This window comes from Mesorhizobium sp. LNHC209A00 (assembly GCF_000502915.1).
Classification (GTDB): domain Bacteria; phylum Pseudomonadota; class Alphaproteobacteria; order Rhizobiales; family Rhizobiaceae; genus Mesorhizobium.
This window is the reverse complement of sequence record NZ_AYWT01000002.1, coordinates 392,551-405,810: the sequence shown is the minus strand read 5'-3', so window position 1 is coordinate 405,810 and position 13,260 is coordinate 392,551. Positions and strand designations below refer to the sequence as shown.

Annotated in this window: 13 protein-coding genes; 8 read left to right on the top strand and 5 right to left on the bottom strand. The window is 63.7% G+C overall.

Features of this window, described 5'->3' with window-relative positions:
• Nucleotides 1-50: 50 nt before the first annotated feature.
• On the bottom strand, nucleotides 51-887 hold the full coding sequence (gene phhA / locus X739_RS160665) for a phenylalanine 4-monooxygenase (RefSeq protein ID WP_023793117.1): 837 nt from the start codon (nucleotides 885-887) through the stop codon (nucleotides 51-53).
• A 138-nt stretch (nucleotides 888-1,025) separates the two neighbouring features.
• Here phhA and X739_RS160670 point away from each other — a divergent pair, with 138 nt between their 5' ends.
• Both X739_RS160670 and bchE read left to right on the top strand, forming a co-directional pair.
• Entirely contained in the window at nucleotides 1,026-1,502 is a 477-nt protein-coding gene (locus tag X739_RS160670; RefSeq protein ID WP_023793116.1) for an Lrp/AsnC family transcriptional regulator, read from the top strand.
• Between the two features lie 108 nt (nucleotides 1,503-1,610).
• On the top strand, nucleotides 1,611-3,140 hold the full coding sequence (bchE, locus tag X739_RS160675; RefSeq protein WP_023793115.1) for a magnesium-protoporphyrin IX monomethyl ester anaerobic oxidative cyclase: 1,530 nt from the start codon (nucleotides 1,611-1,613) through the stop codon (nucleotides 3,138-3,140).
• Nucleotides 3,141-3,184: 44 nt separating this feature from the next.
• Here the strand turns inward: bchE and argB are convergent, their stop codons facing one another.
• Together argB and X739_RS160685 are read right to left on the bottom strand one after the other, a co-directional pair.
• A complete protein-coding gene (argB, locus tag X739_RS160680; RefSeq protein WP_023772298.1) occupies nucleotides 3,185-4,078 on the bottom strand; it encodes an acetylglutamate kinase in 894 nt (297 codons plus the stop codon).
• A 100-nt stretch (nucleotides 4,079-4,178) separates the two neighbouring features.
• Complete coding sequence (locus tag X739_RS160685) at nucleotides 4,179-5,678, bottom strand: amidase (protein ID WP_023772299.1); 1,500 nt, start codon at nucleotides 5,676-5,678, stop codon at nucleotides 4,179-4,181.
• Between the two features lie 137 nt (nucleotides 5,679-5,815).
• On the opposite strand from X739_RS160685, the gene X739_RS160690 reads away from it, so the two are divergent.
• The 4 genes from X739_RS160690 (at nucleotide 5,816) to msrB (ending at nucleotide 8,580) form a co-directional block, all read left to right on the top strand.
• On the top strand, nucleotides 5,816-6,355 hold the full coding sequence (locus X739_RS160690) for a sigma-70 family RNA polymerase sigma factor (RefSeq protein WP_023772300.1): 540 nt from the start codon (nucleotides 5,816-5,818) through the stop codon (nucleotides 6,353-6,355).
• Nucleotides 6,352-7,074 (top strand): anti-sigma factor, encoded by a 723-nt coding sequence (locus X739_RS160695; protein WP_023772301.1) that lies wholly within the window; start codon nucleotides 6,352-6,354, stop codon nucleotides 7,072-7,074. The genes X739_RS160690 and X739_RS160695 overlap by 4 nt, the downstream gene beginning before the upstream one ends.
• A 219-nt stretch (nucleotides 7,075-7,293) precedes the next feature.
• Nucleotides 7,294-7,851, top strand: coding sequence for a fasciclin domain-containing protein (locus X739_RS160700; RefSeq protein ID WP_023772302.1), 558 nt, complete (start codon nucleotides 7,294-7,296; stop codon nucleotides 7,849-7,851).
• A gap of 225 nt (nucleotides 7,852-8,076) precedes the next feature.
• Nucleotides 8,077-8,580 (top strand): peptide-methionine (R)-S-oxide reductase MsrB, encoded by a 504-nt coding sequence (gene msrB, locus X739_RS160705; RefSeq protein ID WP_023781801.1) that lies wholly within the window; start codon nucleotides 8,077-8,079, stop codon nucleotides 8,578-8,580.
• Nucleotides 8,581-8,697: 117 nt separating this feature from the next.
• On the opposite strand, the gene X739_RS160710 is transcribed toward msrB, so the two are convergent.
• Both X739_RS160710 and X739_RS160715 read right to left on the bottom strand, forming a co-directional pair.
• Nucleotides 8,698-10,254, bottom strand: a complete 1,557-nt coding sequence (locus X739_RS160710) for a DHA2 family efflux MFS transporter permease subunit (protein ID WP_245273793.1) — start codon at nucleotides 10,252-10,254, stop codon at nucleotides 8,698-8,700.
• A gap of 125 nt (nucleotides 10,255-10,379) precedes the next feature.
• Nucleotides 10,380-11,570, bottom strand: coding sequence for an HlyD family secretion protein (locus X739_RS160715; RefSeq protein ID WP_023793114.1), 1,191 nt, complete (start codon nucleotides 11,568-11,570; stop codon nucleotides 10,380-10,382).
• Between the two features lie 127 nt (nucleotides 11,571-11,697).
• Between X739_RS160715 and X739_RS160720 the strand changes: the two genes are divergently transcribed.
• Both X739_RS160720 and X739_RS160725 read left to right on the top strand, forming a co-directional pair.
• Nucleotides 11,698-12,417 (top strand): TetR/AcrR family transcriptional regulator, encoded by a 720-nt coding sequence (locus tag X739_RS160720; protein WP_023793113.1) that lies wholly within the window; start codon nucleotides 11,698-11,700, stop codon nucleotides 12,415-12,417.
• A 12-nt stretch (nucleotides 12,418-12,429) separates the two neighbouring features.
• Nucleotides 12,430-13,242 carry a tetratricopeptide repeat protein gene (locus X739_RS160725; RefSeq protein WP_023793110.1) on the top strand — a complete coding sequence of 271 codons (813 nt, stop codon included), beginning with the start codon at nucleotides 12,430-12,432 and terminating at the stop codon, nucleotides 13,240-13,242.
• Nucleotides 13,243-13,260 lie beyond the last annotated feature (18 nt).

Below are 13,260 nucleotides of genomic sequence, written 5' to 3'. Positions count from 1 at the left end.
CGGCGAAGGAGAACTCGGCCAGCCGGGACGTTGTGCCCATGCCGCTGAAACTACACCTTCGCAGGGTCGAGCGCCGGCTGGCCCTTGCGGCGCGCGACGATCACTTCGAAATCCGCCGTCTGGAAGGCATCGCGCAAGGCGTCGAAGGACGGCAGCACGAAATAGGCGCGCTGGAACTTGTCGATCTCGTAGCCGGTGCGCATCACCGTTTCCAGGTCGAACGGCACATGGTGGGCGTCGTTGCTCTGGACGGCGAACTGCAACTCGGTGAACGACGACATCAGGCCGGCGCCAAACGCCTTCAGCGGCTGGCCGTTCTCCTGAATCAGGCCATATTCGGCCGTGTACCAGTAGAGCCGGGTAATCATCTCGTCGCCGCCCAGCGCAATGATGTCGCCGGCCTTCTTGCCATACATCTGCATGAAATTGGCAAACACCGGTTGCGACAGGACCGGTACATGGCCGAAGAAGTCATGGAACATGTCCGGCTCGACGATATAGTCGAGTTCCTGCGTGGTCCGCAGCCAGTTGGTGACCGGGAAGCGGCGGTTGGCGAGGTGGTCGAAGAAAGGTGCCGCAGGAATGAGGCCCGGCACGGCGACGATTTCCCAACCGGTCAGCTTACGCAGCTTGGTGCTGACGTCCTCGAAATCGGGGATGCGGTCGAGAAGGCCGAGCTTCTCGACGCCGTCGAGATAGGAGTGATGGGCGAGCTTTTGCGTCAGCTTGGTCTGGCGGTCGCACAGCGTGCGCCACACCGCCTGCTCCTCGGTCGAATAGTCATAAGCCTGCCCCACGGTGAAATCCGCGCGGCACACCGAATAGTCGCCGCGCAATCCTTGCGCCGCGCAGTCGCGGGCGTATTCGGCAACGCTCATCGTCGTCATGGGTTTTCTCCTCGCACAGCATCAATGGTTGACTGCCACAAGGCTAACCCGATCTGTCGAGGCAAATTGGCTTTGATGATGGCTCCCTCGCCATATTCGAGATAACATTCACTCGCAGTTCGCGTAGGAGGAGTGAAATTGCCTCAATTCGACGATTTTGAGATCAAGATGCTGGATGTCCTGCAACGCAACGGCCGTAAACCCGTTTCCGAGCTGGCGCAGGAGGTCGGCCTCTCCACCACGCCCTGCGCGCGGCGCTTCGAGGCCCTGCAGGAAGCCGGCATCATCAAGGGCTTTGCCGCGGTGATCAGCCGCCGCGCCGTCGGCCTGATGGTCGAGGTATTCATCCAGGTGCGCCTCGTCAGTCACAGCGACGGCTCGCCTGAGAACTTCATTGCAGCCGTTCAGCGCATGGATGAGGTGTCGTCGTGCTGGACGATGACCGGCGACCACGACTTTTTGCTGCATGTCATGGTGCCCTCGGTCGACGAGCTCAACGCCTTCGTCATGCATCGGCTGATGCGGCTCGACGGCGTGCGCGACGTCCACACGCAGCTGGTGCTGCAGAACATCAAGGGACCCGGGCACGTGCCGCTCGCGCATCTCAGGCGGTGATGCGCATCCGCGTTTCTGCGGAAAAGCTGCCCGCAAACTGCTGAACCGGCCCCTTCGGCGACCAGCTCTGGAACCAGCATGCACGGACCATCCCTCCCGAGGTCCGCCATGAAAATCGTCCTGATCAATCCGCCACACACCGCCATCGGCAGCGGCGTGCCCGACGATCACTTGCCGCCGCTTGGCCTGCTGGCGATCGGCGGCCCGCTGCTCGACGCCGGTCATCAAGTGCGGCTCGTCGATGCCGAGTTCGGGCCGATGCCGCTCGCCTCGGTTGTCTCGGAAGCCCTGAAGGACTGTCCCGACTTCGTTCTGATCGGCCATTCCGGCTCGACCTCGGCACATCCGACCGCCTTGTTGATCGCCGGGATGATCAAGGCGCGCGCGCCGGCGACGATCATCCTCTATGGCGGCGTCTTTCCCACCTATCACTGGCGCGACATCTTGGCGTCAACCGACGCCTTCGACTTCATCGTGCGCGGCGAGGGCGAGGCGACCGTGGTGGCGCTGGTCGAGGCGCTGGAGATGCGCCAGCCGCCGGCAAGCGTGGCCGGCATCGCCTGTCGCGACGATCTTAACCGTCCCTTCGCCACGCAAGCGGCGACGACCATCGCCGACCTCGACGCCTACCGCGTCGGCTGGGAGCTGATCGACCACCGCAGATACAGCTACTGGGGAGGCAAGCGTGCGGTGGTCATGCAGTTTTCGCGCGGCTGTCCGCATCTGTGCAATTATTGCGGCCAGCGCGGCTTCTGGACCCGCTGGCGGCATCGCGACCCAGTCAAGTTCGCCAAGGAGATCGCCTGGCTGCACCGCGAGCATGACGTCGAACTGATCAACCTGGCGGATGAAAATCCGACGGTTTCTAAAAAGGCCTGGCGCGCCTTTCTCGAAGCGTTGATTGCCGAGAACGTGCCGGTGCTGATCGTCGGCTCGACTCGCGCCGACGACATCGTGCGCGATGCCGACATGCTACACCTCTACCGCCGAGCCGGTGTCATCCGCTGGCTGCTCGGCATGGAAAACACCGACGAGCAGACGCTGCAATTGATCCGCAAGGGCGGCAGTACCTCGTCCGATCGTGAAGCGATACGGCTGCTGCGGACGCACGGCATCCTGTCCATGGCGACCTGGGTGGCCGGCTTCGAGGATGAGGGACTTCGCGATCTGTGGCGCGGCTTTCGCCAGCTCCTCGCCTACGACCCCGACCAGATCCAGGCGCTCTATGTGACGCCGCATCGCTGGACGCCGTTTTTCAGGATCGCGCGGGAGCGCAAGGTCATCCAGAGGGATGCTCGCCTGTGGGATTACAAGCACCAGGTGCTGCACATGACCCGGCTGAAGCCGTGGATGCTGTTCTTCTCGGTCAAGCTGATTGAGCTCGCCGTGCAGTCGAGGCCGAAGGCGCTGGCGCGCATCCTGTTCCACCCCGATCCCGAGCAGCGGCATTCGATGCGCTGGTATATGCGGATGGGCCGCCGCGTCTGGTTCCGGGAGGTCTGGGGTTTTCTGGTGACCGACCGCCGGGTGAAAGGCGGCCCGACGCTCGCCGAATTCTGGGGCGCACCGCAGGACACCGAGGAGGAATCGATGGCTTTCGGGCGGCCGGTTACAAAGCCGGCCTTCCCGCGGCCGTAAATCGCGGCCTGCCAGGCAGAAGATTAGCCGGCTGACAAGCAGCATTATGGCACGATCAGTGTGCCGGCGCCGTGTTCGGTGAACAGTTCGAGCAGCACCGAATGCGGCGTCTTGCCGTTGAGGATGACGACGCCTTCAACCCCGCGCTCGATCGCCTCGATGCAGGTCTCTACCTTGGGGATCATGCCGCCGGAAACCGTGCCGTCCTTGATCAGCGCCTTGGCCTCGGCGACCGTCAGCTCGTCGATCAGCTTCTTGTCCTTGTCGAGCACGCCCGGCACGTCGGTGAGGAACAGCAGGCGCGAGGCCTTGCATGCGCCTGCGATGGCGCCGGCGAAAGTGTCGGCGTTGATGTTGTAGGTATGGCCGTCGCGGCCGGGTGCGACCGGCGCCAGCACGGGGATCATTTCGGAGCGCGCCAGAAGGTCGAGTAGCGTGCGGTCGACCTCGACCGGCTCGCCGACGAAGCCGAGATCGAGCACGCGCTCGATGTTGGAGTCGGGGTCGATCATCGTCTTGCGCGCCTTTTCGGCGAACACCATGTTGCCGTCCTTGCCGCACAGGCCGATCGCCCATTCGCCCTCGGCGTTGATCAGCGCGACGATTTCCTTGTTGATCGACCCGGCCAGCACCATCTCGACGATCTCGACCGTCTTTTGGTCGGTGACGCGCAGGCCGCCCTCGAACTTGGATTCGATGCCCATCTTGGCCAGCATGGCGCCAATCTGCGGTCCGCCGCCATGGACGACGATCGGGTTGACGCCGGACTGCTTGAGCAGCGCGATGTCGCGCGCGAAGGCCTTGCCGAGTTCGAGATCGCCCATGGCATGGCCGCCATACTTCACCACGACCGTCTTGTGCTCGTAGCGCTGCATGTAGGGCAGCGCGCGCGACAAGAGGGCTGCCTGCATTTCGGCGGTGGCGGCGACGTCCGTCATCGGCGTGGTTCCCTGGATGATAGCTAAAGACGGCGGCGTCTTAGCGGGAATTGACGCGAGCCGCAAATGGCATTGCTGTCATAGTCGGTTCACGGTGTCGTCATTGTGACGGCACCATCAACGGCGCCCGCCGCGTCAGCCAGCCCGAGATTTTCTCCATCTGCGCGGCGAGCGACAAAAGTGTTTCCTCGTCGCCCGGCCGACCGGCGGCCTGGATGCCGAGCGGCAGGCCGGCGTCCGTGACATGGACGGGCAGCGCGATCGACGGCTGGCCGCTGACATTGTGGATCGCCGGCCAATGCGTGAACCAAAGGCTCTTGTCCATTAACTGGCCGAACAGCGGTTTGATCTTGAGCAGCGCGGTAAGGTGAAGCTTGTCCAGCAGGTTTTCGATCAGTTCGTCGGCGCCTTTCGGATCCATGGCGCCGCAGGCAAGCGGCGGGTGCGCGATGATAGGCATCAGCACCGCGTCATAGCGCGCGGTCTCCGTGATCAGTTGCCGCGAGGTGGCATGCAGACGCTGCAGGCCGGCATAGGTTTCGCCGGCCGAGACCATCTCGCCCAACCGGCCGAGCACGCGCGTGGCGCGCTCGATATCGCCCGTCACGGAGCGGCCGACGCGCAGCGCTTCACCGCGCAACGAGCCGGCGACGGCGGAAGCGACCGTCGTGCAGAAATCGGCGAAGAAATCGCGGCCGATAAAGGGCAGATCGATGTCCTCGACCGAGTGGCCGCCCTCCCGGGCGAGCGCCACGGCAATGTCGAGCGCCTTCAGCGTTTCGGCCGAAATCGGCAGGCCTAGCGGCGACTTGCGGTACACCGCCAGCCTGAGCTTGCCGGGATCCCGTGCGGCAGCGGCAGTGAACGTGTCCTTTGGCGGCCGCGCGGCATAAGGCGCGAGCGTATCGGGACCATGGGTGAGGTCGAGCAGCAGCGCGCAGTCGCGCACCGAGCGGGTGACGGCGTGATCGACGACCATGCCGTACCAGCTTTCGCTCACCAGCGGGGATAGCGGGACACGGCCGCGCGAGGTCTTGAGGCCGACAAGGCCGCTGCAGGCCGAAGGCACGCGGATCGAGCCGCCGCCATCCGACGCATGCGCCACCGGCACGACGCCGGCGGCGACCAGCGCCGCCGAACCGCCCGACGAGCCGCCGGTGGTGTGGCCGGCATTCCAGGGATTGCGGGTGACGCCAAAGGCCTTGGATTCCGTCATCAGCCGCAGCCCGTGCTCGGGTGACGTCGAGGTGACGATCGGAATCAACCCGGCGGCGAGATAGCGCTCGGTCATCACCGAGTTGAAATCGGGCACCCAGGCCGGAATGCGGCTGCCGCCATGCGAGGGCACGCCGTTGATGGCGATGCCGAGATCCTTGATGGCGAAGGGGACCCCGGCCAGCGGCAGCGAATGGTCGATGCTCTTTGCCCGCATCCGTGCCGTCTCATAGAGCGGCTCGGCCGTGGCATTGATTTCGGGGCGGGTCGCCTCGGCGCGGGCGATTGCCGCTTCGGTCACCTCGATCGCCGACAGTTCCCCCTTGCGCACCAGACCTGCAAGGCCGGTTGCGTCTTCTTCCCAAAGGATTCGTTCAACCGACATGCGCGCTCCCCATTGCCCGCCAAGCTAGTCAGCGGCAATTCCCTTGGCAATCGCAGCCTGCGCCTGGACGCCGAACTTTAGGTGCACAGCATATTTCCGGCGTTGCAAATACAGCGCAATTGCCTAATTTGGCGCGCATGACGCCGCAGGACATTACCAAGCTGATCGTCCGGACTTCGATGAAGGATCGGGCAGCGTTCGATCTGCTTTACCGGCACACCAGTGCGAAACTTTTCGGCGTATGCCTTCGTGTATTGAACGACCGGGGAGATGCTGAAGAAGCGCTGCAGGAAGTCTTCGTCAAGATATGGACCAAGGCGGATCGCTTTGCTGTCTCCGATCTGAGCCCGATCTCCTGGCTGGTGGCAATCGCGCGCAATCATGCGATCGATCGCATCCGAGCGCGGCGCAAGCCGGCCGTCGATATCGATGCCGCGCTCGACGTGGCCGATCCGGCGCCGGGACCTGAAGCGATGGTGGTGGCGGGCGACGAATCCGAGCGGATCCATCATTGTCTCGATGAGTTGGAGAAAGACCGGGCGGCGGCCGTCCGGGGTGCTTACCTCAAGGGCGAAAGCTATGCCGAGCTGGCGGAACGCCACGGCGTGCCGTTGAACACGATGCGTACCTGGCTGCGCCGCAGCCTGATGAAGCTCAGGGAATGTCTGGAAAGATGACGCTGGCAGAGGACAACGGACCGGAACGAGGAGGCGACGACCTGTTCGCAGCCGAATACGTTCTTGGCGTGCTGCCGGACGAAGAGCGGCAGATCGCTTCCAGGCGCATCGAAGCCGAGACCGATTTCGCACGGCTTGTCGACGGCTGGGAAGTTCACCTCTCGCCGATGGCATCAGCCTATCCGGAAATCGAGCCCGCCGCTTCGGTGAAGCCGGCGATCGACCGCCGGTTGTTTTCGTCGGCATCGGCAACGTCAACTGAAGCACGCGCCAGCCTCTGGTCCAGCCTCGCCTTCTGGCGCGGCCTTGCTGTGGCGGCTGTTGCCGCGCTGGCGCTCTACGTCGCCGTTCCCTATGTCAACCGGCCGGCTGAACAGCCGCAGGCTCGGCTGGTCGCTTCGCTGGCCGCCGACGGCAGTGACGTCAAATATCTCGCCGTCTATGATTCCGAACGGCATGAAGTCAGCCTCTCGCATGTTTCCGGCGCGCTCGCCGCCGGCAAGGACTTCGAACTCTGGATGATCGAGGGCAAGAACGCGCCGATCTCGATGGGCGTCATCCCGGCTGGTGGGACGGCGCATATTGGCGTCTCGCCTACCACGCAGCGGAAACTCGCGCAGGGCGCCGTGCTGGCCGTTAGTCTCGAACCGGCCGGCGGCTCGCCGACCGGGCAGCCCACCGGGCCGGTGGTTGCCGCGGGCGATTTGAAGGGCATCTGATCGAGCTTTCGCACTGGGGCGCCAATAGAACATGCTCAGTCTATCTTCCATCCGCATATGTCCAAATGACCCAGTAGGCCGGTGAATTGCCGTGCCAAAGTTTTTTCCACAGCGAAACAAATCAAAAATCAGCGAAATATTCTGAAACTCACGCATCTGTGTTCCGTATCTCCTTGCGTCCCCAAAAATGGGAAGAGAAACCCAAGGAGTTTTGATACAATGCGCAGATTCGCCACCCTTTTGCTCGCCGGCACGATCGCTGTCTCCGCCCTTGCCACGGCTGCTTATGCTGAAAACCCGATGGTCGGCGGCGCCGCCATGTTTGCCAACAAGACCATCGTCGACAATGCCGTCAATTCGAAGGATCACACGACGCTGGTCGCCGCCGTCAAGGCGGCCGGTCTTGTCGAGACCCTGCAGGGCGGCGGCCCGTTCACCGTCTTCGCGCCGACCAATGAAGCCTTCGCCGCGCTGCCTGCCGGCACGGTCGAGACGCTGCTCAAGCCCGAAAACAAGGACAAGCTCGTCAAGATCCTGACCTGCCATGTGATCGGCGCCAAGGCGATGGCGGCGGATGTGATGTCCATGGCCAAGGCCGATGGCGGCACGCACAAGGTCAAGACGGTCGGCGGCTGCGAGCTGTCGCTGAAGGCCGACGGTGGCAAGGTCACCGTCACCGACGAGAACGGCAATGTCGCCAATGTGACCATCGCCGATGTCGAACAGTCCAACGGCGTCATCCACGTCATCGACAAGGTTCTGCTCCCGAAGATGTGATCGGGCGGAAGATGTAACGAGGCGCTTGCCGCGGGCGAACCTGCTGCAAGAGCTCTCCGTTGATTGCGTTTTCTCGCTCACGTGATCCGCAATCGACACGCGTGCTCCGCGCCGTCCACGATCAAAAGTGGACGACGCGGAGTGTCGTTTGGGGCAACCGTCACCGGCTTTTGACTTTCGGGCGGCGGCATAGTTTGGCAAAACAGACGACAGGAGGAACTGGTCATGAATCGTCGCGACTTTCTTTTGAGCGGCGCCGCCGCCATCGGCGCCATTGGGGCCGCGGCGGCAATGCTGCGCATGGGCAGCCCGCAGGCCGCGCAGGCCGCCGAAAAATTCGAGGTCACCAAGACCGACGATGAGTGGAAAGCCATCCTGTCGCCGGCCGCCTTCAACGTGCTGCGCAAGGAAGGCACTGAATATCCAGGCACCAGCCCGCTGCTCAACGAACACCGCAAGGGCATCTTCGCCTGCGCCGGCTGCGACCTGCCGGTTTATCCCTCTGAGACGAAATTCGACTCCGGTACCGGCTGGCCGAGTTTCTGGCAAGAGATCGCCAATGGCATCGGCAAGACCGAGGACCGGTCGCTGGGCATGACCCGCACCGAAGTGCATTGCCGCCGTTGCGGCGGCCATCTCGGCCATGTCTTCGACGACGGTCCGGCGCCGACCGGCTTGCGCCACTGCATCAATGGGGTGGCGCTGACCTTCAAGCCCGCCACCGCCTGACGACCCAAGGCAATAAAAAACTCCGGGCTTTGCGGCCCGGAGTTTTTTGCGTGGTCAGGGCTTTTCGGGCGTGGACTGGAGGAGCTTCCCGAAAACCGTTGCCACGATTCCTTTGCTTCAGTGCCCGCCGCCTCCGCCACCACCTGGCGCGGCCGGCTTCTTGATCAGCATGGTGAAGAAACCCAGCGTCCCGAACAGCACGGTCAGCAGATAGAACACGTCCATGAAGGACAGCAGCGCCGCCTGTTGCTGGACCATGCCCGACAGCTTGGAGATCGCGGCACTGGTGGCGTCGAGGCCGGTGGTCTGCTCGAAATTCAGCGTCATGTTCTGCAGCTTGGTCTGCGCGGCGGCACTGCCCCACTGCACATGCTCGGAGAGCCGGGCATAGTGGAAGGCATTGCGGTCGATCAGCACCGTGTTGATGACGGCGAGGCCGACGGCGCCGCCGAGGTTGCGGGTCAGATTGAACAGTCCCGACGCATTCTTCAACCGGTCCGGCGGCAAGGTGCCGAGCGCGATGTTGTTGATCGGCACCATGCACAGCATCATCGAACAGCCGCGCAGGATCTGCGGAATGAGCAGCTCGTAGAAATCCCAGTCCGCGGTCAGGTGCGTCATCCACCAGGTACCGGTGGCGAAGCCGAACAGGCCGATCATCATCATCAGCCGCAGGTCCATCTTGCTCGACAGGATGCCGGATATGGGCGCGGTGACGAACATGGCCAGGCCGCTGACGAACAGCGCTTCGCCGATCATCATCGAGTCGTAACCGCGGATGCGACCAAGAAAAACCGGATAGAGATAGGTCAGGCCATAGAGACCGATGCCGATGACAAAGGAAAACAGCGAGCCGAAGGCGAAGTTGATGTTGCTGAACGCCCTGAGATCGACGATCGGCTCCTCGGCGGTGAAGACGCGCCAGAAGAAGATCACCGCGCCGATGGTCATGACGATGGCGCAGATGAAGACGCCCTGGTCCTGCAGCCAGTCATTGTTCGGGCCTTCTTCAAGCACGTATTCCATGCAGCCGAGGAAGGCGGCCATGCCGGCAAGGCCCCACCAATCGAACTTCGAGAACAGCTTGAGATTGGGCTTGTCGAAATCGATCAGCGACCAGGCCGCGGTCGCTACCAGGATGCCAGGCACGACATTGACCAGGAACAGCCAGTGCCAGGAAAAGGCGTGGCTGATATAGCCGCCGACGGTCGGGCCGATGGTCGGCGCCAGCGTCGCCACCAGGCCGATCATCGGCGAGACGATGGCGCGGCGCGAGGGCGGGAAGATGGTGAAGGCCGCGGCGAAAACGCTCGGGATCATGCCGCCGCCGATGAAGCCCTGCACGGCGCGGTAGACGATCATCTGGTCGATGTTGGTGGCGGTCGCGGCAAGGGCGCTCGCCGCGGTGAAGCCCGCCGCCGCGACGGTGAACAGCACGCGCGTCGACAGCATCCGGCTGAGGAAGCCCGACAGCGGGATCATGACCACCTCCGCGATCAGATAGGCCGTCTGCACCCACGGGATCTCGTCGGAGCTGGCGCTGAGACCGGCCTGGATCTCGGCCAGCGAGGCCGAAACGATCTGGATGTCGAGGATCGCCATGAACATGCCGAACACCATCGCCAGGAAGGCGATGACGCGGCGTGTCGAGATCGTGTCGGGGGCAGCCGGCATTGCCGGCGGCGATCCTGCGGTGATGGTTGCGGTTGCCATTTCCTGGCCCTCCTTGGGGCCTCGTTGAGAGCAGACCGGGCGGCTCGGTGCATCAGTCAGCCACCAAGCCGCCCTCCGAAAAGCGATCAGTTACTGGTGACGGCAGGCGCGGTACGGCTGTCGACGGCGACGACGACGCTCAAGCCCGCGCGCAGCTTGCCCGTCTTCAGCGCATCGGCCGGCACGTCGATGCGGACCGGGACGCGCTGCACCACCTTGGTGAAGTTGCCGGTGGCGTTTTCCGGCGGCAGCAGCGAGAACACTGCGCCCGAGGCCGGCGCCAGCGAGGAGACAGTCCCTTGGATGGGCTGGCCGTCGATAGCGTCGACCGAGATGTTGACCCTTTCGCCGGGCACGAGCCTAGCAAGCTGCGTCTCCTTGAAGTTGGCGACGATGTATAGCTTGTCCATAGGGACGACCACGGCGAGCTTCTGGCCGGGGCTGACCAGATCGCCCTGTTCTACGGAGCGGTTGCCGACAACGCCGTCATAAGGCGCCTTGAGCACCGTGAAGGAGAGGTCGCGCGCGGCCTTGTCACGACCGAGCTGCAGGGATGCCAGCGTGCTGGCGGATTCCGCGCGCTGTGCCTCGAGCACACCGATATTGGCCTGCGCGGCGGCGATCTGCGCGTCGGCGCCGACGAGCGCGGCATTGGCCTGGTCGAGCGCGGTCTGGGCGTCGTCCAGCTGTGCCTGCGTGCCGACATGGGTCTTGACCAGTTGCGCGGCGCGCTGCTGGGCGCGGCCGGCATTGTCGGCGGCGGCCCGATCTGCGACCTTCTGCGCCTGCGCCTGCTGCAGGGAGGCCTGCGCGGCCTTGGTCTGCGCGTCGATGCGGTCGAGTGTCTTGGCCAGCGTGGCGATCTGCGCCTCGGCCTGGGCAACGGCGATCTTGTAGTCGCCGGCGTCGATCGTCAGAAGCGGATCGCCGGCCTTGACCTTCTGGTTCTCGCTGACCAGGACCTGGTCGACATACCCGGAAATCTTGGGCGAGACGAACGCCATGTCGGCCTGGACATAAGCGTCATCCGTCGAGATCATGAAGCGGCCCGAGATCCAGTAGTCATAGCCATACCAGGCGCCGCCGCTCAGAAGGGCAAGGCCGATGATCGGCAGCAGGAAAGAGCGCACCGAGCGCTTCTTCTTGGCCGGAGCTTCTTCCGCCGGCGGCGGTGCGATGACCGGCCGGAGGGGAATTTCAGGGGCTTCCGTCGCCGGCGCGACCTTGGCATGGGGGAAAGGGCGGACTTCTGCTGATGTTGGCGCGGTCGAGGACATGACAACTCTCTAAAGTTATAATACTGAACCGTTCGGTTCGATCAGGCCGTTGACATAGCGCGTAAAGAAGACCATATCAAGGGGCAATCGAACCGGTTGGTTCGAATTATTTCGAGGTCTGACTTTTATGGTTGAGATTGTGCGCAACACCGAAACCGATCCGTGCGAAGACCTGCTGGACGGTCTGCGCCGCGGCCGCCCGGCCGCGGGACAGGATCCGGCCAAGCGCAGCCAGATCATCGATGGCGCCCGTCGTGTCTTCATCGAAAAGGGCTTCGAGGCCGCCTCGATGAACGATATCACCCGCGAGGCCGGCGTCTCGAAGGGCACCATCTACGTCTACTTCGCCAACAAGGAAGAGCTGTTCGAAGCGCTGATCGAGGAAGAGCGCGGCACCATCTTCAAGAACATGTACGACATGCTCGATCGCGCCGACGACTTGCGCCAGACGCTGGTGAAGTTCGGCAAGGTTCTGTCGATGAAGATCACCTCGGCCAGGGTCATCCAGGCGCAGCGTACGGTGATCGGCGCCTCCGACAGGATACCCGACATGGGCGCTCGCTTTTACGAACGCGGACCCAAGCGCGGCCATGACAAGGTGGTGACGTTTCTCAACGCCGCCATCGAGCGCGGCCTGCTAGAGATCGACGACGTCGACCTCGCCGCCTATCAGTTCACCGAACTGTGCCTTGCCGGTCTTTTCCGGCAGTGCATCTTCGCCTATCGCACCAAGGCCCCGACCCAGGACGAGATCGACCACATCGTCAGGTCGGGCGTCGACATGTTCCTGAAAGCCTACGGCACCCAAAGGCTCGTCGAGGACGAAAAAGCCGTGCCGCAGGCGTGAAGGCGGATCGGTATGGGCGATCCTAAGCTTCAGGATCAGATGCGGCGCATCGTGACGGACTTCAACGCCGGCCGCCACGAGCAGGCGCGGCTGCTTTGCGAGGAAGCTCTTGGCCGGACCGCGGACGACCCGGCTCTCAACCACCTTATGGCTGCACTTCTTTTCGCCAAGGGAGAGATATCGGGAGCCCGCATCCATATTCATGCAAGTCTGGCGGTCAGGACGGACAACGCATCCGCTCAATTGCTCGCCGGCCGCTTGGCGCGGGCGGCACGGGATTTTGACGAGGCGCTGTCCCATCTTTCACGTGCGGCGGCATTGGCGCCTGACGCTGCCGTGCTTGTCGAGCGGGCTCGAACGCTCGATGAGGCGGGCGACCGGATGCGGGCGCTCGAGGCGTGGCGGCAGGTGACACTTGCCGATCCCTTGTCGGCGGAAGCGGCGGCGCGTCTGGGCCGCATGCTGTTCGAGGACGGAATGCCTGCCGATGCGGCACCTTTGCTGGAGCGGGCCGTAAACGGCGACGCGCCGGCATCGGCATGGTTCGATCTCGCCCTTGTCAGGCAGGATCTGCATGATCATGTGGGGGCAGCGGCCGCCTATCGCCAAGCCTTGGAGATACGTCCCGACGACCCCGAGGCGGCGGTCAACCTTGGGGTGGCGCTGCAGGAGACGGGCGATATGGACGCCGCGATGGAGGCCTATCGATCGGCCTACGAGCAGCGCGCCACGACATTCGGCATTATCGCGATGGCCCTGACGTCAGCGCCGCAGGGCAAGCTTTGGATCGACCGCGAAACGTTGAAGGGCTTGCTTGGCGGCTAGAGAGCTCCAGGAAAAGTT

Bases quoted from the DNA above. Each gene is read 5' to 3' on its own strand.
- argB (WP_023772298.1), bottom strand. From the start codon at position 4,078: ATGACGGACGTCGCCGCCACCGCCGAAATGCAGGCAGCCCTCTTGTCG.
- X739_RS160685 (WP_023772299.1), bottom strand. From the start codon at position 5,678: ATGTCGGTTGAACGAATCCTTTGGGAAGAAGACGCAACCGGCCTTGCA.
- bchE (WP_023793115.1), top strand. From the start codon at position 1,611: ATGAAAATCGTCCTGATCAATCCGCCACACACCGCCATCGGCAGCGGC.
- X739_RS160715 (WP_023793114.1), bottom strand. From the start codon at position 11,570: ATGTCCTCGACCGCGCCAACATCAGCAGAAGTCCGCCCTTTCCCCCAT.
- X739_RS160690 (WP_023772300.1), top strand. From the start codon at position 5,816: ATGACGCCGCAGGACATTACCAAGCTGATCGTCCGGACTTCGATGAAG.
- X739_RS160700 (WP_023772302.1), top strand. From the start codon at position 7,294: ATGCGCAGATTCGCCACCCTTTTGCTCGCCGGCACGATCGCTGTCTCC.
- X739_RS160695 (WP_023772301.1), top strand. From the start codon at position 6,352: ATGACGCTGGCAGAGGACAACGGACCGGAACGAGGAGGCGACGACCTG.
- X739_RS160710 (WP_245273793.1), bottom strand. From the start codon at position 10,254: ATGCCGGCTGCCCCCGACACGATCTCGACACGCCGCGTCATCGCCTTC.
- X739_RS160720 (WP_023793113.1), top strand. From the start codon at position 11,698: ATGGTTGAGATTGTGCGCAACACCGAAACCGATCCGTGCGAAGACCTG.
- phhA (WP_023793117.1), bottom strand. From the start codon at position 887: ATGACGACGATGAGCGTTGCCGAATACGCCCGCGACTGCGCGGCGCAA.
- msrB (WP_023781801.1), top strand. From the start codon at position 8,077: ATGAATCGTCGCGACTTTCTTTTGAGCGGCGCCGCCGCCATCGGCGCC.
- X739_RS160725 (WP_023793110.1), top strand. From the start codon at position 12,430: ATGGGCGATCCTAAGCTTCAGGATCAGATGCGGCGCATCGTGACGGAC.